This is a genomic window from Streptomyces sp. NPDC041108 (assembly GCF_055592645.1).
The window spans coordinates 1-20,087 of sequence record NZ_JBVIYK010000020.1 but is presented as its reverse complement, the minus strand read 5'-3'; the positions used below and the strand labels follow the sequence as shown (position 1 = coordinate 20,087).

Genomic DNA, 20,087 nt, shown 5'->3' with positions numbered 1-20,087 from the left:
CTTCATGGACACCTTCGCTCTGGTCGTGACCATCGGGGTCGCGCTCTTCTTCACGTACACCAACGGCTTCCACGACTCCGCGAACGCGATCGCGACCTCGGTGTCGACCCGCGCGCTGACGCCCCGCGCGGCTCTCGCCATGGCCGCGGTGATGAACCTCGTCGGCGCGTTCCTCGGCAGCGGCGTCGCCAAGACCGTCAGCGAGGGCCTGATCTCCACGCCCGAGGGCTCCAAGGGGATGGGCATCCTCTTCGCGGCCCTCGTCGGCGCGATCACCTGGAACCTCGTCACCTGGTACTTCGGCCTGCCCTCGTCCTCCTCCCACGCGCTGTTCGGCGGCATGGTGGGCGCGGCGCTCGCGGGCGGTACGACGGTCTACTGGTCCGGCGTCCTCGAAAAGGTCGTCATCCCCATGTTCATCTCACCGGTGGTCGGCCTGGTCGTCGGCTATCTGGTGATGGCGGCGATCATGTGGATCTTCCGCCGCGCCAACCCGCACAAGGCCAAGCGCGGATTCCGTATCGCGCAGACCGTGTCGGCGGCCGGCATGGCCCTCGGCCACGGTCTGCAGGACGCCCAGAAGACGATGGGCATCGTCGTGATGGCCCTGGTCATCGCGGACGTCGAGGACTACGGAGACCCCATCCCGGTCTGGGTGAAGATCGCCTGCGCGGTCATGCTCTCCCTCGGCACGTACGCGGGCGGCTGGCGCATCATGCGCACCCTGGGCCGCAAGATCATCGAACTCGACCCGCCGCAGGGCTTCGCCGCCGAGACCACCGGCGCGTCGATCATGTTCATCACGGCCTTCATCTTCAAGGCCCCCATCTCCACCACCCACATCATCACCTCGGCGATCATGGGTGTGGGCGCCACCAAGCGCATCAACGCCGTCCGATGGGGCGTGGCCAAGAACATCATCCTCGGCTGGTTCATCACGATGCCGGCCGCGGCCCTGGTCGCCGCCGCGAGCTTCTGGATCGTGAACCTGGCTTTCCTGTAGGGGCGGGGCACCCCCGAGAACGGCGGAGGGCCCGCCCCCGGTCTTCCGGGGGCGGGCCCTTCACCTACCTCGCGGCGGCACCGCCATGCAGCACCACGAGGGGTCCTTCGCGGACGACGGCCTAGCCGAAGCGCCCGGAGATGTAGTCCTCCGTGGCCTGCACGGACGGGTTGGAGAAGATCCGCTCCGTGTCATCTATCTCGATCAGCTTGCCGGGCTGCCCGACGGCCGCGAGGTTGAAGAACGCCGTACGGTCGGAGACACGCGCCGCCTGCTGCATGTTGTGCGTCACGATGACGATCGTGAAGCGCTCCTTCAGCTCACCGATGAGGTCCTCGATGGCGAGCGTCGAGATCGGGTCGAGCGCGGAGCACGGCTCGTCCATGAGCAGCACCTTCGGCTCGACCGCGATCGCGCGGGCGATGCACAGCCGCTGCTGCTGACCACCGGAGAGGCCGGAGCCCGGCTTGCCCAGGCGGTCCTTGACCTCGTTCCAGAGGTTCGCGCCCTTGAGGGACTTCTCGACGATCTCGTCCAGCTCGGCCTTCTTCTTGCCGCCGACCAGCTTCAGGCCCGCCGCCACGTTGTCGTAGATCGACATCGTGGGGAACGGGTTCGGACGCTGGAAGACCATGCCGACCTCACGCCGCACGGAGACCGGGTCGACCCCGGCGCCGTACAGGTTCTCGTCGTCGAGCATGACCTTGCCCTCGACCCGGCCGCCCGGCGTGACCTCGTGCATCCGGTTCAGGGTGCGCAGGAACGTGGACTTGCCGCAGCCGGAGGGGCCGATGAAGGCCGTCACCGTGCGGGGCTCGATGGCCATCGAGATGTCCTCGATGGCCCGGAACGAGCTGTAGTAGGCGTTGAGGCCGCTGACGTCGATTCGCTTGGCCATGGAGATCACTGCTTCTTTCGCGGGGGAACTGGTCGCTGTGTGGCCGCGTCAGCGACCGGCCGCGCGGCACAGCCGCACGTTGTCCTCGTCATCGTGGGGCCTTCCAGCGGGCGATACCGCGGGCCGCCAGGTTCAGGATCATGATGAAGGCGATCAGCGTCAGCGACGCCGCCCAGGCACGGTCGTACGCCGCTCCGGAGCCGCCGCTCTGCTGGAACTGCAGATAGATGTACATCGGCAGCGAGGCCTGCGGGTCGGTGAAGGGGTTCGCGTTGATGTAGTTCGAGCCCCACACCAGCAGCAGCACCGGAGCGGTCTCACCGGCGATACGGGCGACCGCGAGCATCACACCTGTCGTGATACCACCGATGGCGGTCGGCAGCACGATTTTGAGGATGGTGCGCCACTTCGGCACGCCCAGCGCCAGCGACGCCTCGCGCAGCTCGTTCGGGACGAGCTTGAGCATCTCCTCGGTGGAGCGGACGACGACCGGCAGCATCAGGATGGTCAGCGCCATCGCGCCGGCGAACCCGGAGGGGCCCATCCCGAGGATCAGGATCCAGGTGCTGAGGATGAACAGACCCGCGACGATCGACGGGATGCCCGTCATGACGTCGACGAAGAAGGTGACGGCCTTGGCGAGCCTGCCGCGGCCGTACTCGACCAGGTAGATCGCGGTCAGCACACCGACCGGCACGGAGATGACGGCGGCGATGCCCACCTGCTCCAGGGTGCCGAGGATGGCGTGGTAGATACCGCCGCCGGGCTCGGTGGTGGAGACCACACCCATCGAGTGGGTGAGGAAGTAGACGTCGAGGACCTTCACACCGCGGCTGATGGTCTCCCAGATGAGGGAGACCAGCGGGATCACCGCGAGCAGGAACGCGACCCACACGAGGCTGGTCGCGACCCGGTCCTTGGCCTGCCGCTTGCCCTCGACGCGCGCGGCGATGCCGTACGAGCCGAGGACGAACAGGACGCCCGCGATCAGGGCCCACTGGATGGAGCTTTCGAGGCCGGCCACGGCACTGATGCCGAGGCCCAGGGCCACCGAGCCCGCGGCGACCGCCCAGGCGAACCACTTGGGCAGCGACGCGGCACGCAGCGTGCTCGGGCCCTTCGGGGTGAGAGTTGCGTTGCTCATGCGTTGGCCCCCGAGAACTCCTTGCGGCGGGCGATGATCAGCCGGGCCGCGCCGTTGACCAGCAGGGTGATGACGAACAGGACCAGACCGGAGGCGATCAGGGCGTCCCGGCCCATCTCTGTGGCCTCACTGAACTTGCTGGCGATGTTCTGCGCGAAGGTGCCGCCGCCCGGGTCGAGCAGGCTGAGGTTGATCTCGAAGCTGGACGACAGGACCATCGCCACGGCCATGGTCTCGCCGAGCGCCCGGCCGAGGCCGAGCATCGAGGCGGAGATGACGCCGGAGCGCCCGAAGGGCAGCACCGACATGCGGATCACCTCCCAGCGGGTGGCGCCGAGGGCCAGCGCGGCCTCCTCGTGCATCCGCGGGACCTGGCGGAAGACCTCACGGCTCACGTTGGTGATGATCGGCAGGATCATGATCGCGAGCAGGATGCCGACGGTGAGCATCGAACGGGGGGCGCCGCCCTGCCATTCGAGGACGCCGGTCCAGCCGAGGTAGTCGTTCAGCCAGCCGTAGAGCCCGTCGAGCTGCGGCACGAGGACCAGGATGCCCCACAGGCCGTACACGATGGACGGCACGGCGGCGAGCAGGTCGATCACGTACGCGATGGGGCCGCCCAGCCTGCGCGGGGCGTAGTGCGTGATGAAGAGGGCGATGCCGACCGCGACCGGGACCGCGATGGCCATCGCGATGACCGACGAGACGACGGTGCCGAACGCCAGCACCGCGATGCCGAAGACCGGCGGGACCGCGGTGGGGTTCCACTCGAAGGTCGTGAAGAAGTTGGCCTCGTCCTTGCTGATCGCGAGCGCGGCCCGGTAGCTGAGGAACACGGCGATGGCCGCCATGAGCACCAGCAGGAAGATGCCGGACCCTCGGGACAGGCCGAGGAAGACCCGGTCGCCGAGGCGGGTGACGCCGCGCTCGACGCGCTTGTCCTCGCGGGCCTCGGAAGTCGGTGGGGTGGGGGGAGCGGGAGTGTCTTTGGTCGATATGTCCATCAGGTTCTCCGGTCTGCGGAGCCGGCGCGGTACGGGCGGCGGCTCGGGGCGGAGCCACCCGCGCTGGCGGCGGACTCCTGGCGGCGGTGCACCGGACGGTGCGGCCCGGTCCCGTCGGGACCGGGCCGCACTCGGGTCAGCTCAGTTCCGAGATGGTCGTACGGACCTTGGTGATGATCTCCTCGGGCATCGGGGCGTACCCGGCCTCGGAGAGCAGCGCCTGGCCGTCCTCGGAAGCGACGTAGGTGAGGAAGGACTTCGTGGCGGTCAGGGTGTCCGCCTTGTTGCCCTTGTCGCAGACGATCTCGTACGTGACGAGGGTGATCGGGTAGGCGCCCTCGGCGGTCGGCGTGTAGTTCAGCTTCAGCGCGAGGTCCTTGCCGGTGCCCACGACCTGGGCCTCGGAGATGGCCTTGGTGGCGTTCTCCACGGTCGCCTTCACCGGGGTGGCGGCACCGGTCTTGACGTCGACCGTGCTGATGCCGTCCTTGGCGTAGGACAGCTCCATGTAGGAGATCGCGCCCTTCGTCTCCTTCACGCCCTGCGCGACACCGGAGGAGCCCTGCGCGGACTGGCCGCCCTTGGCCTGCCAGGCCTTGCCGCCCTCGTACTTCCAGCTGTCGGGGGCCGCGGCGATCAGGTACTTGGTGAAGTTGTCCGTGGTGCCGGACTCGTCCGAGCGGTGGAATGCCTGGATCTTGAGGTCGGGCAGCTCGGCGTCGGGGTTGAGCGCCTTGATGGCCTTGTCGTTCCAGTTGGTGATCTTGCTGTCGAAGATCAGGGCGAGGGTCTTGGCGTCCAGGATCAGGTTCTCGACACCCGGGACGTTGTAACCGACGGCGATCGGACCGCCGACCATCGGCAGGTCGATGCCCTGACCGCCCTTGCAGACCTCCTTGGAGGCCGTGACCTCTTCGGGCTTCAGCGCCGAGTCGGAGCCCGCGAAGGCGATCTGGCCCTGGGTGAACGCGGTGATGCCCGCACCCGAGCCGCTGCCCTTGTAGTTGATCACGACGTCCCGGCAGGTGCTCTGGTACTGCTTCACCCAGGCGTCGATCGCGTTCTTCTGCGCGGAGGAGCCGTCGGCCAGCAGCTGGCCCTTGGCGTCGCCGCAGTCGATCTTGCCGGCGGCCGCCGGGCTGTCGCCGCTGCCGCTCGCGCCGCCACCGGTGTCGTCGGACCCGCATGCCGAGAGGGTCAGGACGCCGGTGAGGGCGACAGCACCGAGAGAAAGGGCGCGCAGCCGGTTCTTGCGCTGAAGCTTCACTTTCGGGAGTTCCTTCCAGGAGCCGCCGTCCACATGGCGGCGTGCGAAGTCGTCGTATCAGCCTCGGGACCTGCCCGGTCGATGCCGTCAGTCCCTCGAACTGCTGTCGTCACGGGTTGCACGGCCTCATTTCGGCCCACATCCCGCACCGGGTAAGGCCGAAATTAGGCAGATCAGGTGAAGCCGCCGATGGACGGAAGTGAACGGCGAGTGAACCCCTGCCGAAAGTGCGGTGAGGTCACGGAACGCTCACGGGAAGAGCACGCGCGGATTCCGATCCCGCGGCCCATGACCACGCGCCCCACGGAACCCCAGCGTTCCACACGGCCCCACCCCTCCCAGATCCTGTAACTCTCCGAACCCATTCAACTACAGAGAGAAACCATCCCCCGTTCGGGCCCTCCCTACGCCCGCCCATGGCCTCCGGCCCGGCCGCCGGCGGTCCTCGATGCGGCCCCGCGTGAGCGAAGCCGGGCGCAGTGCGCGTCGGGCGCGTGCCGGGCGTAGGGCGCGTGGGGAGAGAGTGCCGGGCGTAGGGCGCGTGGGGCCGCGGGCCGGGTGTCGCGGCGCCACGCGGAGGTCCGGCAGAAGGGGTCCACGGGACCCAAGGGGTACGGGGGGCCGCGCGAACCCCTCAGGAGACCCTCACGAAGCCCCCACATCGACGATCCGGGACCCCGGCGGCAACCTCCGGGAGCGGCGGCCGCAGAATCGGGGTCCGAAGGACCGCAGCCCCCGAGGACCGGAACGGGCAGGGGAGACAGGGGCGAATCCGGGAACCCCGTCACCACCAACCCCGTCTCGTTCCACGACCCACCACGCGGCGCACCGGGAGACGCAACATGGAACGACGCATGTTCATCGGAGGCGGCGCGGCCGCGCTCACCACGCTGACGGCCTCCGCCTGCACCGGCACGGATCCCGGCCCCGCCACCCGCGCCACGGACACCTCCCTGCGCACGGCCACCACCACCGGCACGGGCATCGCGTCCAGGGCCTCCGCCGCCAACTGGTCCGCCCTCGCCCGCGACCTCGACGGCCCCCTCTTCCGCCCCGGCGACAAGGCCTGGTCCACGGCCCGGCAGCTCTACAACACCCGCTTCGACACCCTGAAGCCCACCGCCGTCGCCTACGTCGCCCACGCCGACGACATCCGTACGACCCTCGCCTACGCCAGGGCCCACGACATCAAGGTGTCGATACGCAACGGCGGCCACTCCTACGCGGGCTGGTCCTCCGGCAACGGCCGCCTCGTCATGGACGTCTCCAAGCTGAACAAGGTCCGCGCCTCCGGGGGCGAGGCCGTGGTGGGCGCCGGCTCGAAGCTGATCGACGTCTACCGCGCCCTGGCCGCGAAGGGTGTGACCATCCCCGCCGGTTCCTGCCCGACGGTCGGCGTCTCCGGCCTGACCCTCGGCGGCGGCCACGGCGTGACCTCCCGCGCCTACGGCCTGACCTGCGACAGCCTCACCCAGGCCACACTGATCACGGCCGACGGCAAGCAACTGACCGCGAACGCCACCACCAACAAGGACCTCTTCTGGGCCCTGCGCGGCGCGGGCAACGGCAACTTCGGCGTGGTCACCGAACTCCGCTTCCGGACCCACCCCGCCCCCCAGGGCGTCACCGCGTACCTCACCTGGCCCTGGTCCAAGGCCGCCGCCGTGGTGAGGGCCTGGCAGGAGTGGGGCCCGACGCAGCCCGACGAGATCTGGTCCTCCTGCCATCTGGAGAACGGGGGCAGCCCGTCCGTCGCGGTCGCCGCCTTCTCCCTCGGCACCTACGGCGACCTGGAGAACGCCCTCGACCGCCTGGCCGACCGCGTCGGCACCCCGGCCCGCAGCGTCTCCCTGAAGCGCCGCTCGTACGAGGACGCCATGGAGGGGTACGCGGGCTGCGGCTCCTTCTCGGCCGACGCCAAGTGCCATCTGCCCGGCTCGACCCCGGGCCGCTCCCCGCAGGGCGCGCTGGGCCGCGAGACGTACGCGGCCCGCTCGGACTTCTTCGACCGCTCGATCTCCTCGGCGGGCGTCCAGACCCTGCTGACCCAGATCACGGGCGTGAAGGGCGGAGCCGGCAGCATCGCCCTGACCGCCCTCGGCGGCCAGGTCAACCGCGTCTCCCCCACGGCCACGGCCTTCGTCCACCGCCGCTCCCGGATGCTGGCCCAGTACCTCGCCTCCTGGAAGTCCGGCACCTCCGGCACGACCGCCCAGTCCTGGCTCGACAAGGCCCACAAGTCCATGGCCCGCCACGCCTCCGGCGCCGCCTACCAGAACTACACGGACCCCACCCTCACCGACTGGAGGAAGGCGTACTACGGGGACGCGGCCCCCCGCCTGACCACCCTGAAGAAGAAGTACGACCCGAAGCGCTTCTTCACCTTCCCGCAGGCCCTCTAGGGCCCGTCAGGGGCGCGGGCAGCTGCGCGAGAAGCCGCACCGGGCCCCCGGGCACACCTGAGCCGCATACAGCACCCCGTTCGGGCCCTCAGGCAGCCAGATCCCGCTCCTCCGCGGAAGCCCCACCCACCCGAGCCCCCGGAATCACCGCACGCCGCCCGTCCCGCCCCCGGGCCCGCACGACCCACCCGACCCGAGGCGACCGCTCCACCGCCTTCATCAACGGCGTGAGGAGAGCCATCGCGAGCGGCGACAGCAACAGCGCGACCGCGGTCCCCAGCGCGAACCCACCGATCACATCGGTCGGATAGTGCACGCCCATGTACACGCGGATGAACCCGCCCAGCAGGCCGATCACCAGCCCGACCATCCCGAACTTCCGGTTGGCGACGAACAGTCCCACCGCCATCGCCATGATCAGCGTCGCGTGATCGCTCACGAAGGAGTAGTCGGTCTTGCCGGAGACGAGCACCTCCAGCCCCTCGTGGTCGAGAAAGGGGCGGGGCCGCTCCACGAACCCGCGTATCGGCACGTTCACCAGCACGGCGACCCCGGCGGCGAGCGGCGCCCACATCAACGCGGCCACGGACGAGGCGGCATCCTCCCCGCCCCGCTTCCGCACGCCCCACCAGCACCACAGGATCAGCAGCACCATCGCGAAGAGCAGTCCGTACTCACCCACGAACTCCATCACCCGGTCGAGCCAGGTCGGCGCGTCCTTGGCGAGGCCGTTGATCTCGTAGAGCAGCTCGACGTCGGGATTCGATCCGGATTCAGCGGCAATTGCGGCATGCGCGGCGAGTCCAGCCATCGTGCTGCGGCCCTTTCGTCATCGTTCTCGCGACCGCACCCTTACGTGCGCCGCGCTCTGCCACCCCCGTGGTACGTAGTGCTTCCGCATGAGCGTCAACGGGCTACGTCAATCAGGAACGCACACTCCCCTTCAATGCGTTCCACCCTCCACCGAATGATCACTCAGACGTTATCGAAGAGAGACACGTCTCTGCAGCTCAGGGCAGGGGTTCACAGACAATTACGGCGCTGTCAGACCGTTGTGGGCAATGCTTTCGCGCCATCTTCCGTAACCCGGGTGGCACCGAAGTAGTCGGGGGTGTCAATCGGGTCGAAACGGATGACGGCCCCCGTGCGCGGAGCGTCGATCATATATCCGCCCCCGACATAGATACCGACGTGCCGAATGGTCCGGGAGTTGGTGAGGTCGTCGGAGAAGAACACCAGATCCCCGGGCAGCAGCTCGTCCCTCGACGGATGCGGCCCGGCGTTGTACTGATCGTTCGCGACCCGCGGCAGCGTGATCCCCACACTCTCGTACGCCGCCTGCGTCAGCCCTGAGCAGTCGAAGCGTCCGCCCTGCTCAGCGGTACCGGTGCCACCCCACAGATAAGGCGTCCCCAGCTTCTTCTGCGCGTACGCGATGGCCCCGGCCGCCTGCTCGCTGGGATCGACCCGGGTCGTGGGCGCGGCGAAACTCTCCGACAGCGTGGTGATCGTCTTGACGTAGTTCTGCGTCTCCTTGTACGGCGGGACGCCCCCGTACTTGATGACGGCGTACGCCCCCGCGTTGTAGGAAGCGAGCATGTTCGCCGTCGGATCACCGGGGACGTCCTTCACGTACTTCGCGAGGGAGCAGTCGTACGAGGCGGCCGACGGAATCGCGTCATTCGGGTCCCAGACGTCACGATCGCCGTCCCCGTCCCCGTCGACCCCGTGCGCGGCCCATGTCCCCGGGATGAACTGAGCGATCCCCTGCGCCGCGGCGGGGCTCTGCGCCTTCGGATTGAACCCGCTCTCCTGGTACAGCTGTGCGGCCAGCAACGCCGGATTGATGGCGTCGCACAGATTGCCCCACTTCTGCACGAGGGTCTGATAAGCGGCGGGGACGGCCCCCTTGGCCAGCCCGACGGACCTCCCGCCGATACCGCCCGCGAGGTTCCCGGCGACCATGTAGACGCCCACGACCAGCAGCATCACGAAGCTGAGCCCAACGCTGCAGGCAGCGATCGCCACGATCCATGCCTTACGCACCGTCAACCGCCCCTCACCGCGCGCCAGTCCGCCGTCAGCAAGTGTAGAGGCGGCCACCCGCCTGGGGAATGATCACCGGAGGCCCCCGCTCGCCGGCCCACGACGACTGCCCCGACCCCGAGGAGGGACGCCCCCATGTCCGACATCCCCCCCGACCTCGACTGGATCCGCGCCGCCCCCGAGGGCGCGACCGGCCCCGGCCCCTGGATCGAGGTCGCCTTCGAGCGGGGCGACGGCGCGGACGACCCCGAGGCCCTCGTCCACCTCCGCGAGACCAGCGACCCGGACAACGTCGTCACGACGAACCGCAGGAAGTGGGACGCCTTCGTACTCGGCGTACGGGCGGGAGAGTTCGACCACTTCGTGGCGGGCGTCGCAGGGTTCGAGGGGTTCGAGCCGGCGAACGAGACGTAGAAGACCCCAGGGCCGAGGCTCACGCCGGCCGACGGCGGTGTCAGCGGGGCGTGCCAGGATCTCGACATGAAGGTCCACGTCCCGCTCCCGACGCAGCCGCACACGTCGACGGTGTACGTCGACTGGGTCAGAGCGCACGACCCGGCCGACGAGCCCGTGGCGCTCGACGCGCTGGCGGCGCTGCGCGCGCGGATCTCCGTGGCGTACGAGAAGCCGGGCCGTTTCCTGACCGGCATGGAGCAGTGGGCGTCGGCCCCGAGGCCGCGACGCTGCACCTCCAGCTCCTGACCCTCGCCCGCCCCACCGACCAGAACATCCGCCGCTGGAACGACTGGACTCCCGCCCGGCACAGGGCCGCGGAGACGGAACTGCTGACCACGGGCGCGGTGGAGCGGGCCAAGCGCCCCAGAGCGGGACGCACGGTGTTCGTACCGGGCCCGTGGACCGACCTCAAGTCCCCCCACCTCCCCCTGGAAACCGCCAAACCGACCCACCACAGAGCCGACGCCCCCACCCCGACCGACCTGCGCGGCCCGTTCCCCCGCCTCCTGTGCCCGATCCCCCGCACGAACTGTTCACGAGCACGTGGACAAGCACACACACCTGAGCCGCGACGCCCACCGTGCCGGAAGCGGCCCACAGCAACGCTCCCCAACATCCACGACTCTGACAACGCCTCAGGTGGGGAACACACCCGGCCAACCGCGTTCGCACCGCACCGCACCGTGCCTGACGCCTGGACGAACGGGATCGCCCCAGGGACGCCCAGCCGATCATTTGCGCCAAAGTCGCGATCGCGATCCCATGCAGTTCTGGCCAAAGCTCAGCCCCGCCGGGGCACCCGCCCCCCACACACGACCCTTACGTCCACATCAGGCACACTCGGACTCCGGAGAACAACGGAACGACAGAACAATCCCGACACCCCGTCAGAAGCGGGGCCGGGCAAGCCCCCAGAGGGCACGAAAGGGGAATAACGACGGAACCACACCACAGGTTCCGTTTCATCCTCGTTGCCCGGCGTGACCCGCCGTGATACACAGAGTGACGATACGGCCCTTCGTTTACCGTTCCGCGCCCCCCGTTAGGGGCCCGCACGGGCCGGCGGCAAGGGATCCGTACGAAAACCGCCAATCAATGACGCCAAGTCGACATACGTCGGCGTGATTGTCGGCGAGAATGGGCTCGACCTCTGCGCACCCGCGTGGAGGCGTGCGGAGCGGACGCCCCGGCGCACGCGCCGCACAGCCACCGAAGACAACAGAACGACCCACTAGGGGCGGTGACTTACATGTTCATTGCGGCCGACAAGGGCGACATCACCACCATCATCGGCGGAATCGCCCCGGACTGGGGGCCTTTCGGCAGCCTGGGCAACGAGGCACGCGTGATGATCGAGGTCGTGATGGCGGTCGCCATCCTCCTCTGCCTCGGCATCGCGATCTGGGGCGCGGCCAAACAGCGCATCGGCGCGACCGCCCTGCGCGACACCTTCAGCGCCGAACAGGGCAAGGGCCTCATCATCGCCGGCCTCACCGGCGTCTTCATCATCGGCTCCCTGGGCACGCTCTTCACCATCGTGTACGGCATGGCCGTGTAGCGCGGCGGCCCGCCCACGTCCCGGCCGGGCCGCCGGCTCCGCCCGGTTCCCCCTCCCACCCCACCTGTCCGTCGTGCCCACCGGCTGAGGTTGCGTTTCCCTGATGTCGAGTCTCCACACCGCGCCCGCGCGGGAACCAGCGCGGCTACCGTCGTACTGCTACGCCTTTCGGTACGACGTCGAAGTTGAAGGGGCGACTGCGGCATGAGTCTCGGCGACGAGCAGGGGTACGGCGAGTCCTCACGCTCCGGTGACGACGCGTACGGGGGATACGCCGGCACCGGCCAGACCCGAACCCGCCTCCCCGAAGGCGGTGGCGACCCCTACGGCGGCGCCCCCCGCCGCCCCCGCTCCTCCTCCAGAAGCCTCGTCACCATCGTCGGCGTCGTCGTCCTCCTCATCGCCGCGATCGCCTTCGCGAACCGGGGCGGCGACAGCGACACCACGGACGACTCCGGCGGCGACACGACGAAAACGGCACCGACGGCGGCTTCGGGGGAACGGCCGGTCACCACCAAGACCGGTGGCATCCCCTCCGGCTTCGCCCACGACCAGCAGGGCGCCGAATCGGCTGCCGCCAACTACTCCGTGGTGCTGGTCTCGGCCGACATCCTCAAGCCCTCCCGGCGAAGCGCGATCGTGCGGCAGGTCTTCGCCGCCGACAAGTCGACCGACCTGGAAAACAGTCTGAACAAGGTGTACAGCAAGAACTTCCTGACCAAGGTCGGCTTGGACGAGAACGGCAACGCACCGGCCGGCAGTACGTACGTCTCACGCACCATGCCGGTCGGCACCACCGCCACCGGCTACTCGGACAGCACCGCGACCGTCGAGGTCTGGTGCACAGGCGTGTTCGGCATGGCTTCCGAGACCACGACCAACCCTGTCACCAGCGACTGGTTCACCATGACCCTCCAACTGCGCTGGGAGAACGAGGACTGGAAGGTCGACAGCTTCGCGCAGAAGGAAGGCCCCGCGCCGGTCAACGGCGACAACAAGGTCTCGACGTCCGACGAGATCTCGAAGGCTGTCGAGGAGTACGGAGGGTTCACCTATGCCCGGTAGGTCACGCCGTGTACTCAAGGTCACCGCAGCCTTCGCAACCGTACAGACCACGCTGCTGCTGTTCGCGACGCACGCTGTCGCCGCACCTACACCGTCTCCCTCTCCCTCTCCCAGCGGTGATTCCTGCTCATTGCTCTCCGGCGCGGCCCGGGAGTTCTGCGAGAGCGACAACGGCGGTGGCGGCGGCGGGTCAGGGACCACCCCCAAGGACCTCACCACCACCCTCGACCCCCTCTCCTCCCTGGCCCAAGGTTGCGCCGACGCCGCCTCCTGGACCATCGACAAACTCTCCGCCGCGGTCAACGACACCGCGAACGTCGACTTCACGAACCCGAAGTTCCTGCAGCAGTACGCCGTCGTGTTCGCGGCGTCGACGATCCTCACCCTCGTCCTGTGGCTGCTCGCGGTGGCGAAGCGGGCCGTGCGGGGCGTCCCCCTCACCACGGCCCTCTCGGAAGCCGTCGGCTTCCTCTGGCTGACCGTCCTCGCCTCCGCCTTCACCCCCCTGATCCTCTACACCGTCGTATCGGCGACCGACGGCGTCACCGACGTCCTCGCCAAAGCCACCGGCGACCAGACGGACACCTTCTTCGGCACCTTCTCCGGCGCCCTGAAGAAGGGCGAGGACATCGGCGGCGGCCCGATCATGCTGATCGTCGTCTCCCTCGTCTCCATCCTCGCCGCCGGCGTCCTCTGGCTGGAGCTGGTCATCCGCGCCGCACTGCTCTACGTCGGCGCACTCCTCGGCACGGTCGTCTACGCCGGCCTGGTCGACAAGAACCTGTGGGGCCACGTCCGCCGCTGGGCGGGCATCATGATCGCGGTCATCCTCATCAAACCCGTGATCGTGATCGTCCTGGGCCTCGCCGGCGCACTCTCCGCGGACGACGGACCCAACGCCTTCTCCGCCGTCGTCTCCGGCCTCGCCATCATCCTCCTCGCCATCTTCGCCTCGGCGATGATCTACCGCTTCGTCCCCGGCTTCGGCGACGAGATCGCCGGCTCCCGCAACAACCGCATCATGCGCGGCGCCGAAGGCAAGGCCGCCGCCGTCATCAGCTCCCCGGCCAGCCTCGTCGCCCAGGGCATCAAGACCCACAGCTCCCGGGCCGACAACAACGGCGGCGGGAACACCACCCCCCGCCAGGCCAACCCCGCATCCGGCGGCGTGGCCGCCCACAGCTCGCGCCCCGCGGGCGGAGGCGGCGGAACTGTCCCCTCCGCCGCACCCCCGCCCCGCACGAGCCCGGTCAACACCCCCCACGCCGGCAACACCCGCAACAGCAACCGCACGGGAGGTGAAGGGCGTTGACGACTGATTCCCACGCGGCCCATATGTCCCATCCAGTCACGCCCCGCCGTACGTATCTGATCGGCCGCGCCCGGCCGAACGCGATCATCGGCCGGAACCGCGAGTCCGGCGAGATCGCGCTCATCATCACGGGCGCGTTCCTCGGCATGATGTGCGGCCTCCTCGTCCCCGTACTCGTCCCCCGCATCGCCCTGCTCACCGGCTTCCCGATGCTCGCGCTCGCCGCGGTGTACGTGCCGTACAAGCGCCGGACGTTCTACAAGTGGTTCGAGATCAACCGCAGTTACAAGCGCAGCCTGCGCCGCGGCACGACGTACCGCTCCGCCAACATGGAGGCCGGCACCCGCCTCGACGGCCGAGAGGTCGAGGTCGGCCCCCCGCCGGGCATCGGCCGCATCACCTGGCTGGCCGCGCCCTTCGGCCCCGACGAGATCGCCGTCCTCCTGCACGCCGACCGCCGGACCGTCACCGCCGCCATCGAGATCGAGGGTCCCGGCGTGGGCCTGCGCGACTCCGAGGACCAGGAAGCCCTCGTCGACCGCTTCGGCACCCTCCTCAAGCACGTGGCCAACGGCGACGGCTTCGTCACCCGCCTGCAGATGCTCGCGCGCACCCTCCCCGCCGACCCCGACGCCCACGCCAAGGACGTCGCCCAGCGCGGCGACGAACGCTCGCCCGGCTGGCTGCAGCAGTCGTACGACCAGCTCCAGTCCATGGTCTCCACCAGCAGCGAGCAGCACCGCGCGTACCTCGTCGCCTGCATGCACTACTCCCGCGAACTCGCCGCCGAGGGCCACGCCATGGCCCGCGCCGCCCGCCCGAAGGGCCGCAAGCTCGACAAGGACGCCGGCCTCGCCGTCGTCATGGCCCGCGAGCTGACCGACATCTGCTCGCGCCTCCAGGAGGCCGACATCCGCGTACGGCAGCCGCTCGGCCAGGGCCGCCTCGCCTCCCTCATCCACTCCATGTACGACCCGGACCACCCCATCGACCACATCCAGGCCATGACCAAGCGCAACGCCTGGCCGGCCGAACTCGACGCGATGGAGCCGGACTACCTCCAGGCCAAGACCCGCGAGTCCTCCACCCGCGCCCCCTGGTGCCACGCCACGGCCTGGGTGAAGGAATGGCCGATGACCCCGGTCGGCGTCAACTTCCTGGCGCCCCTCCTGGTCCACACCCCGGACGTCATCCGCACGGTCGCCGTCACCATGGACCTCGAACCCACCGAGGTCGCCATCGAACGCATGCTCACGGAGAAGACGAACGACGAGGCGGAGGCGTCCCGCGCCGCCAAGATGAACCGCACCGTCGACCCCCGTGACGTGGCCTCCCACTCCCGCCTCGACCAGCGCGGCGAGGACCTCGCCAGCGGCGCGGCCGGCGTCAACCTCGTCGGCTGGATCACCGTCTCCTCCCGCTCCCCGGAGGCACTGGCACGCGACAAGCGCACGATAAGGGCCTCGGCCGGCAAGTCGTACCTCAAGCTGGAGTGGTGCGACCGCGAACACCACCGGGCCTTCGTCAACACGCTCCCGTTCGCCACCGGAATCCGAAGGTAGGGCTGCCGCGATGCGGGATCACCCGACCCAACCGCACCTGGAGGTGAAGCGCTGATGCGAGACCCCATGTCCGCCCTCACGGACGCCTTCACGTCCTTCCTCTTCGGCAAGGTCGAGACGACCCGCCTCCCCGTGCGCACCTCCACGGGCCAGGCCCAGGCCGTGTACCTGCCGACCGCCGCCCCCGGCCTCGGCGACTCCGGCGTGATCATCGGCCGCGAGGTCTACTCCGGGAAGGGCTACATCTACGACCCCTTCCAGCTCTACGGCCAGCAGCTCCCCGCCCCGCACTGGCTCGTCCTCGGCGAGTCCGGCAACGGCAAGTCGGCCCTGGAGAAGACGTACGTCCTGCGGCAGCTGCGGTTCCGCGACCGCCAGGTCGTCGTCCTCGACGCCCAGGGCGAGGACGGCGTCGGCGAATGGAACCTCATCGCGGAGGAGCTGGGAATAACCCCCATCCGCCTGGACCCGACGGCCGCCCTCGACATGGGCATCCGCCTCAACCCCCTCGACCCCTCGATCACCACGACGGGGCAGCTCGCGCTGCTCCGCACGATCATCGAGGTCGCGATGGGCCACGGCCTCGACGAACGCTCCGGCTTCGCCCTCAAGGTCGCGCACGCCTACGTCAACGAGACCATCGTCGAACGCCAGCCGGTCCTCACCGACATCGTCGAGCAGCTCCGCCACCCCGAGCCGGAGTCCGCCGAGGCGATGAACGTCGCCATAGACGACGTACGGGCCTGGGGCCTGGACGTGGCGCTCGTCCTGGACCGCCTCGTCGACGGTGACCTGCGCGGCATGTTCGACGGCCCCACCACCGTGGGCATCGACCTCGACGCGCCCCTGATCGTCTTCGACCTGTCCCACATCGACCGCAACTCCATCGCCATGCCCATCCTCATGGCGATCGTCGGCGTGTGGCTGGAACACACCTGGATCCGCCCCGACCGGAAGAAGCGCATCTTCCTGGTCGAGGAGGCCTGGCACATCATCAACAGCCCCTTCGTCGCCCAGCTCTTCCAGCGCCTGCTGAAGTTCGGCCGACGGCTCGGCCTGTCCTTCGTCGCGGTCGTCCACCACCTGTCGGACGTCGTCGACGGCGCGGCGGCCAAGGAGGCGTCCGCCATCCTCAAGATGGCCTCGACACGGACGATCTACGCCCAGAAGGCGGACGAGGCGAGAGCCACGGGCCGCGTCCTGGGCCTGCCCCGCTGGGCGGTGGAGATCATCCCCACCCTTACCCCCGGCATCGCCGTCTGGGACGTCAACGGCAACGTCCAGGTGGTCAAACACCTGATCACCGAGACCGAACGGCCCCTGGTCTTCACCGACCGCGCGATGACCGAATCGTCCGCCGACCACCTGCTGGACGAGGACGACGCCCTGCGCGCCGCCGAGTTGGAGGCGGAGGAACGGGCGGCCGCCTTCGTCGAACACCGGCTGAGCGAGATCGACGGCTACGGCTCCTCCGAGTCGACGGTGGCCTGACCCGGGCCGGGATGAACAGGGCAGTACGAGCGGGCCGGTACGGGCGGCAACGAACGGACAGGGTCGGGCCAGGGCAAGGTGACAGCGTGAACGGCGGCATGCGATGAGACCGGACGACCGGCACCCCCGGCAGGGCGGAGGCGGCATCCCCGACGGGCTGCTGATCGCCCTCCTCGGCTTCCTGGTGGGCCTGACCGTGCTGGTCTGGTCGGCCACCGGCCTGGCCGGCGTCTTCGCCCACGGCGCCTGGCCCGACGCCGTCACCTTCGGCCGCACCCCCCTCGCCGTACGCAACCTGGTCTCCGCCCCCCAGGACCTCGCCGCAGCCTGGCCGGACACCCCCGCCGACCAGCTCTCCGGCTACGGCCTCTTCTGGGGCCTCGTGATCAGCCAGCTCATGGTCCTCCTCGTCCTGACCGTCTTCACCATGGGCACCCTGGCCCGCTGGAGGGCCGTACGGGCCCGCGAGAAGGCCGCCCGGCGCCAGACACCGACAGCCGCGACGGCGGCGCCGCCCACCGCTTCCCCCGCCCACGCCCACGCCCCGGTGGAACAGGCCGCCCCCGCCGAGCCCCCCACCGGAGGCAGCACCCCCCACACCGCCCCGGCGACCGACACCCACGGGGAGCCGACAGCCCCGCTCCCCCCACGCAGCGGCGGCCTCGCCCCGCCCGCGGGATTCCCCGCCACACTCGCCCCGCCACTCCCCGAGCCACGGCACGACGCCCCCTCCACACCGTCACCGCCCGCCTCACCGGCCGAAGCCGACACAGCGATCGGCCCGCACACGGGCGGATGGACGCGCACGATCCCCCCGGTTCCCCCCGTCGTCCTGGGCCCCGCCGAGTCCCGCCGCCCCACCGCCGTCCAGGCCGTACGGGACGCCGAGGGCCCCGCCCTGGTGATCACCTCCGACCCCGCGGTCTGGTCGGAGACGAAGGACGCCCGCGCGAAACTGGGCCCGGTCCTCCTCTACGACCCCGCGCACCGCTGCGACACCCCGGCCCGCCTGCACTGGTCCCCCGTCACCGGCTGCGAGGACAAGCCGACGGCGGTGGCCAGGGCGACCGCCCTGCTCGCCGCCATCCGCCCCACCGCCAAGATCGACCAGGCCATGGCGGACACCGCGGAAACCCTTCTGCGCAGCTACCTCCACGCCGCCGCCATAGACAACCGCACCATCCGTCATCTGCACCGCTGGGCCCAGGGCGGCAATGTCCAGGAAGCGGTCCGCACCCTGCGCACGAACCCCAAGGCTGCCCCCGGCGCGGCCGGCGAACTGGAGTCGGCCCTCACCTCGCACCCCGAACGCCGCGACATCGCTCAGCAGTTGACGGCGAGGGCCCTCTCCGCCCTCTCCACGGTCAACGTCAGGGAATCCTGCACCCCGAACCGCGCCGACTCCCTCGCCCTGGATTCCTTCGTACGCGAGGGGGGAACGCTCTTTGTGGTCGGCGACCCCATCGAGGACCCCAAGGCGAACCCCTCCGCCATGCCGCTGCTGACGGCCCTCGCCTCAAGCGTGGTCGAGCGCGGCCGGCGCATGGCCGAACGGTCATCCTCCGGCCGCCTCGACCCACCACTCACGCTGGTCCTGGACGACGTGGCAGCCGTGGCCCCACTCCCCCAGCTCCCCGCGCTCCTGACCACGGGCGCCGACCAGGGCCTCCCCACCCTGGCCCTCCTCCGCTCCCGCGAACAGGCCAGATCCCGCTGGCCGAACCACGAACTCCCGCTGCCGTAGAGACGGTTCACAACCGCGGGGGGTTCGGTCACTCCGCCGACGGCTGCTCGCCCTCGGAAGGCACCGCGTACCCGGCAACGGACGGCCATCGCACGGTCAGCACCACCGACTCCTCCTCCGCGACCCAGGAGTGATCCACCCCACGCCCCCAGACCACGTAGTCGCCCTGGCGCTCCAGTACGACGCTACGACCGGGGAAGTCGACCCGAAACCGACCGCTGATCAGCACCTGGAGAGCGGTACGTTCCTCGCCCCGCACCCACTGCGCACGCGTGTCGCCCTGCGGGTGGACCCCCCACTTGATCTCCACGGCCTCACTACGGCGAGGATCCCCCTCCGCCTTGAAGTGCCCGAGCAACCACCCGCGGTCCAGCGCCGCGTCCTTGCCCGCGTTGCCCACATACACGCTGTCGTCCATGCCGCCGAACGCTAACACCAGCCCACCCGAGGCCCACTACGCGGCCGTCAGCACGTACTCCAACTCCTGCCCCTCATCGCCCTCGACCGTCACCCCGCTGCTCACGAAACCGATCCGCCGGTAGAAGGCCGCGGCCCGCCCGTTCCCCTCGTTCACGAACAACCGCACCCGCTCGACGCCGACGCCCCGAGCCCACTCCACCGCGGCCGCAAAGAGCGCCTCACCCACGCCCTTCCCCCGGTGTCCGTCCCGCAGGAACACCCCCACCAGATGCGCCTGCCGCCGCTCGACGGTTCCCCCGAAGAAGTCCCGCGTGCCGGCTTCTTCCACGAGCACGGTCACCGTCCCGACCCACCGGCCGTCCTCGCCCTCCGCCACGAACTGCTGCCGCTCCCGGACCCCCTCCACAGCCCCTTCGGTCCGCTCCTTCCAATAGGAGTCCGGCCTCGCCGAGGCCTCCTCGTACGTCTCCAGGAACGCGAGATGCGCCACCGGGTCCTGGAGCGCCGCCAATCGCAGCTCCCGCACGGCCCGCCACTCATCGGCCCGAACAGCCCTCACCAGCAGATTCATGCGGGCCACGGTAGTGCCGGGCCGCCGCCGGGTTCATCTGGTTTCTGGTCCGGAAACGCAGAAAGGCCCACACCATAAGGTGTGGGCCTTTCCCAATATTTGTTCGGCGGCGTCCTACTCTCCCACAGGGTCCCCCCTGCAGTA

At 69.7% G+C, this 20,087-nt stretch carries 18 protein-coding genes; 10 read left to right on the top strand and 8 right to left on the bottom strand.

The features are described from left to right. Positions 1-4: 4 nt before the first annotated feature. A complete protein-coding gene (locus ACZ6BB_RS36390; protein WP_471619409.1) occupies positions 5-1,003 on the top strand; it encodes an inorganic phosphate transporter in 999 nt (332 codons plus the stop codon). Positions 1,004-1,124: 121 nt separating this feature from the next. Here ACZ6BB_RS36390 and pstB read toward each other — a convergent pair whose 3' ends face one another. The 4 genes from pstB to pstS form a co-directional block, all read right to left on the bottom strand. Further along, positions 1,125-1,901 carry a phosphate ABC transporter ATP-binding protein PstB gene (pstB, locus tag ACZ6BB_RS36385; protein WP_336542494.1) on the bottom strand — a complete coding sequence of 259 codons (777 nt, stop codon included), beginning with the start codon at positions 1,899-1,901 and terminating at the stop codon, positions 1,125-1,127. Between the two features lie 88 nt (positions 1,902-1,989). Then, a complete protein-coding gene (pstA, locus tag ACZ6BB_RS36380; protein ID WP_471619408.1) occupies positions 1,990-3,045 on the bottom strand; it encodes a phosphate ABC transporter permease PstA in 1,056 nt (351 codons plus the stop codon). Then, the gene (gene pstC / locus ACZ6BB_RS36375) at positions 3,042-4,049 is read right to left on the bottom strand and encodes a phosphate ABC transporter permease subunit PstC (RefSeq protein WP_471619407.1); all 1,008 of its coding nucleotides are present in this window, start codon (positions 4,047-4,049) and stop codon (positions 3,042-3,044) included. The genes pstA and pstC overlap by 4 nt, the downstream gene beginning before the upstream one ends. A 136-nt stretch (positions 4,050-4,185) precedes the next feature. After that, positions 4,186-5,316, bottom strand: coding sequence for a phosphate ABC transporter substrate-binding protein PstS (pstS, locus tag ACZ6BB_RS36370; protein WP_471619406.1), 1,131 nt, complete (start codon positions 5,314-5,316; stop codon positions 4,186-4,188). Positions 5,317-6,158: 842 nt separating this feature from the next. Between pstS and ACZ6BB_RS36365 the strand changes: the two genes are divergently transcribed. Then, positions 6,159-7,718 (top strand): FAD-binding oxidoreductase, encoded by a 1,560-nt coding sequence (locus ACZ6BB_RS36365; RefSeq protein WP_471619405.1) that lies wholly within the window; start codon positions 6,159-6,161, stop codon positions 7,716-7,718. An 88-nt stretch (positions 7,719-7,806) separates the two neighbouring features. Here ACZ6BB_RS36365 and ACZ6BB_RS36360 read toward each other — a convergent pair whose 3' ends face one another. After that, positions 7,807-8,529 (bottom strand): phosphatase PAP2 family protein, encoded by a 723-nt coding sequence (locus ACZ6BB_RS36360; RefSeq protein WP_471619404.1) that lies wholly within the window; start codon positions 8,527-8,529, stop codon positions 7,807-7,809. 233 nt (positions 8,530-8,762) lie between these two features. Further along, positions 8,763-9,707: a C40 family peptidase gene (locus ACZ6BB_RS36355; protein ID WP_471619484.1), complete on the bottom strand. Its 945-nt coding sequence runs from the start codon at positions 9,705-9,707 to the stop codon at positions 8,763-8,765. A 192-nt stretch (positions 9,708-9,899) separates the two neighbouring features. Between ACZ6BB_RS36355 and ACZ6BB_RS36350 the strand changes: the two genes are divergently transcribed. The 8 genes from ACZ6BB_RS36350 to ACZ6BB_RS36315 all read left to right on the top strand — a co-directional run bounded on the left by ACZ6BB_RS36350 (position 9,900) and on the right by ACZ6BB_RS36315 (position 18,952). Continuing rightward, on the top strand, positions 9,900-10,178 hold the full coding sequence (locus tag ACZ6BB_RS36350) for a DUF397 domain-containing protein (protein WP_471619403.1): 279 nt from the start codon (positions 9,900-9,902) through the stop codon (positions 10,176-10,178). A 66-nt stretch (positions 10,179-10,244) separates the two neighbouring features. Further along, entirely contained in the window at positions 10,245-10,466 is a 222-nt protein-coding gene (locus tag ACZ6BB_RS36345; protein ID WP_471619402.1) for a hypothetical protein, read from the top strand. A 1,003-nt stretch (positions 10,467-11,469) separates the two neighbouring features. Continuing rightward, positions 11,470-11,778 carry a hypothetical protein gene (locus ACZ6BB_RS36340; protein WP_055519934.1) on the top strand — a complete coding sequence of 103 codons (309 nt, stop codon included), beginning with the start codon at positions 11,470-11,472 and terminating at the stop codon, positions 11,776-11,778. A 204-nt stretch (positions 11,779-11,982) separates the two neighbouring features. Then, positions 11,983-12,843 (top strand): DUF8175 domain-containg protein, encoded by an 861-nt coding sequence (locus tag ACZ6BB_RS36335; RefSeq protein ID WP_471619401.1) that lies wholly within the window; start codon positions 11,983-11,985, stop codon positions 12,841-12,843. Beyond that, a complete protein-coding gene (locus ACZ6BB_RS36330; RefSeq protein WP_471619400.1) occupies positions 12,833-14,155 on the top strand; it encodes a hypothetical protein in 1,323 nt (440 codons plus the stop codon). The genes ACZ6BB_RS36335 and ACZ6BB_RS36330 overlap by 11 nt, the downstream gene beginning before the upstream one ends. Positions 14,156-14,178: 23 nt before the next feature. Further along, the gene (locus tag ACZ6BB_RS36325) at positions 14,179-15,717 is read left to right on the top strand and encodes an SCO6880 family protein (RefSeq protein ID WP_471619399.1); all 1,539 of its coding nucleotides are present in this window, start codon (positions 14,179-14,181) and stop codon (positions 15,715-15,717) included. A 54-nt stretch (positions 15,718-15,771) separates the two neighbouring features. Beyond that, positions 15,772-17,208: an ATP-binding protein gene (locus tag ACZ6BB_RS36320; RefSeq protein ID WP_471619398.1), complete on the top strand. Its 1,437-nt coding sequence runs from the start codon at positions 15,772-15,774 to the stop codon at positions 17,206-17,208. A 103-nt stretch (positions 17,209-17,311) separates the two neighbouring features. Then, positions 17,312-18,952: a type IV secretory system conjugative DNA transfer family protein gene (locus ACZ6BB_RS36315; RefSeq protein ID WP_471619397.1), complete on the top strand. Its 1,641-nt coding sequence runs from the start codon at positions 17,312-17,314 to the stop codon at positions 18,950-18,952. Between the two features lie 28 nt (positions 18,953-18,980). Here ACZ6BB_RS36315 and ACZ6BB_RS36310 read toward each other — a convergent pair whose 3' ends face one another. Both ACZ6BB_RS36310 and ACZ6BB_RS36305 read right to left on the bottom strand, forming a co-directional pair. Further along, the gene (locus ACZ6BB_RS36310; RefSeq protein WP_471619396.1) at positions 18,981-19,370 is read right to left on the bottom strand and encodes a cupin domain-containing protein; all 390 of its coding nucleotides are present in this window, start codon (positions 19,368-19,370) and stop codon (positions 18,981-18,983) included. 36 nt (positions 19,371-19,406) lie between these two features. Further along, complete coding sequence (locus ACZ6BB_RS36305; protein WP_471619395.1) at positions 19,407-19,943, bottom strand: GNAT family N-acetyltransferase; 537 nt, start codon at positions 19,941-19,943, stop codon at positions 19,407-19,409. Between the last annotated feature and the right edge of the window lie 144 nt (positions 19,944-20,087).

What these genes read in the sequence shown, in the direction of transcription:
- ACZ6BB_RS36350 (WP_471619403.1), top strand. Translation starts at nt 9,900, where the DNA reads ATGTCCGACATCCCCCCCGACCTCGACTGGATCCGCGCCGCCCCCGAG.
- ACZ6BB_RS36335 (WP_471619401.1), top strand. Translation starts at nt 11,983, where the DNA reads ATGAGTCTCGGCGACGAGCAGGGGTACGGCGAGTCCTCACGCTCCGGT.
- ACZ6BB_RS36345 (WP_471619402.1), top strand. Translation starts at nt 10,245, where the DNA reads ATGAAGGTCCACGTCCCGCTCCCGACGCAGCCGCACACGTCGACGGTG.
- ACZ6BB_RS36340 (WP_055519934.1), top strand. Translation starts at nt 11,470, where the DNA reads ATGTTCATTGCGGCCGACAAGGGCGACATCACCACCATCATCGGCGGA.
- pstC (WP_471619407.1), bottom strand. Translation starts at nt 4,049, where the DNA reads ATGGACATATCGACCAAAGACACTCCCGCTCCCCCCACCCCACCGACT.
- ACZ6BB_RS36320 (WP_471619398.1), top strand. Translation starts at nt 15,772, where the DNA reads ATGCGAGACCCCATGTCCGCCCTCACGGACGCCTTCACGTCCTTCCTC.
- ACZ6BB_RS36310 (WP_471619396.1), bottom strand. Translation starts at nt 19,370, where the DNA reads ATGGACGACAGCGTGTATGTGGGCAACGCGGGCAAGGACGCGGCGCTG.
- ACZ6BB_RS36390 (WP_471619409.1), top strand. Translation starts at nt 5, where the DNA reads ATGGACACCTTCGCTCTGGTCGTGACCATCGGGGTCGCGCTCTTCTTC.
- ACZ6BB_RS36330 (WP_471619400.1), top strand. Translation starts at nt 12,833, where the DNA reads ATGCCCGGTAGGTCACGCCGTGTACTCAAGGTCACCGCAGCCTTCGCA.
- ACZ6BB_RS36325 (WP_471619399.1), top strand. Translation starts at nt 14,179, where the DNA reads ATGTCCCATCCAGTCACGCCCCGCCGTACGTATCTGATCGGCCGCGCC.
- pstA (WP_471619408.1), bottom strand. Translation starts at nt 3,045, where the DNA reads ATGAGCAACGCAACTCTCACCCCGAAGGGCCCGAGCACGCTGCGTGCC.
- ACZ6BB_RS36305 (WP_471619395.1), bottom strand. Translation starts at nt 19,943, where the DNA reads ATGAATCTGCTGGTGAGGGCTGTTCGGGCCGATGAGTGGCGGGCCGTG.
- pstB (WP_336542494.1), bottom strand. Translation starts at nt 1,901, where the DNA reads ATGGCCAAGCGAATCGACGTCAGCGGCCTCAACGCCTACTACAGCTCG.
- ACZ6BB_RS36355 (WP_471619484.1), bottom strand. Translation starts at nt 9,707, where the DNA reads ATGCTGCTGGTCGTGGGCGTCTACATGGTCGCCGGGAACCTCGCGGGC.
- ACZ6BB_RS36365 (WP_471619405.1), top strand. Translation starts at nt 6,159, where the DNA reads ATGGAACGACGCATGTTCATCGGAGGCGGCGCGGCCGCGCTCACCACG.
- ACZ6BB_RS36315 (WP_471619397.1), top strand. Translation starts at nt 17,312, where the DNA reads ATGAGACCGGACGACCGGCACCCCCGGCAGGGCGGAGGCGGCATCCCC.
- ACZ6BB_RS36360 (WP_471619404.1), bottom strand. Translation starts at nt 8,529, where the DNA reads ATGGCTGGACTCGCCGCGCATGCCGCAATTGCCGCTGAATCCGGATCG.